Genomic DNA, 237 nt, shown 5'->3' with positions numbered 1-237 from the left:
GTACAAACTGGCCGGCGAGCTGACGCCGTTTGTGCTGCACGTCGCCGCGCGCACCGTGGCCACGCACGCGCTGTCAATCTTCGGCGATCACTCTGACGTGATGGCGGTGCGCCAGACCGGCTGCGCCATGCTGTGCGCCGGCAGCGTGCAGGAAGCGCAGGATTTCGCGCTGATCTCGCAGACCGCCAGCCTCAACGCGCGCCTGCCGTTCATCCACTTTTTCGACGGGTTCCGCAC

1 protein-coding gene is annotated in these 237 nt (G+C 66.7%); it reads left to right on the top strand.

Annotated features, from left to right (window positions below; all coding sequences use genetic code 11):
* Window positions 1–237: hypothetical protein (locus AC4IFT_RS22630; RefSeq protein WP_490752998.1), on the top strand; the 237-nt coding region annotated here is incomplete at both ends.

This window comes from Providencia sp. UF-183 (assembly GCF_058246155.1).
The sequence above is the reverse complement of the archived record's forward strand: the minus strand, read 5'-3'. Positions and strand labels throughout refer to the sequence as shown.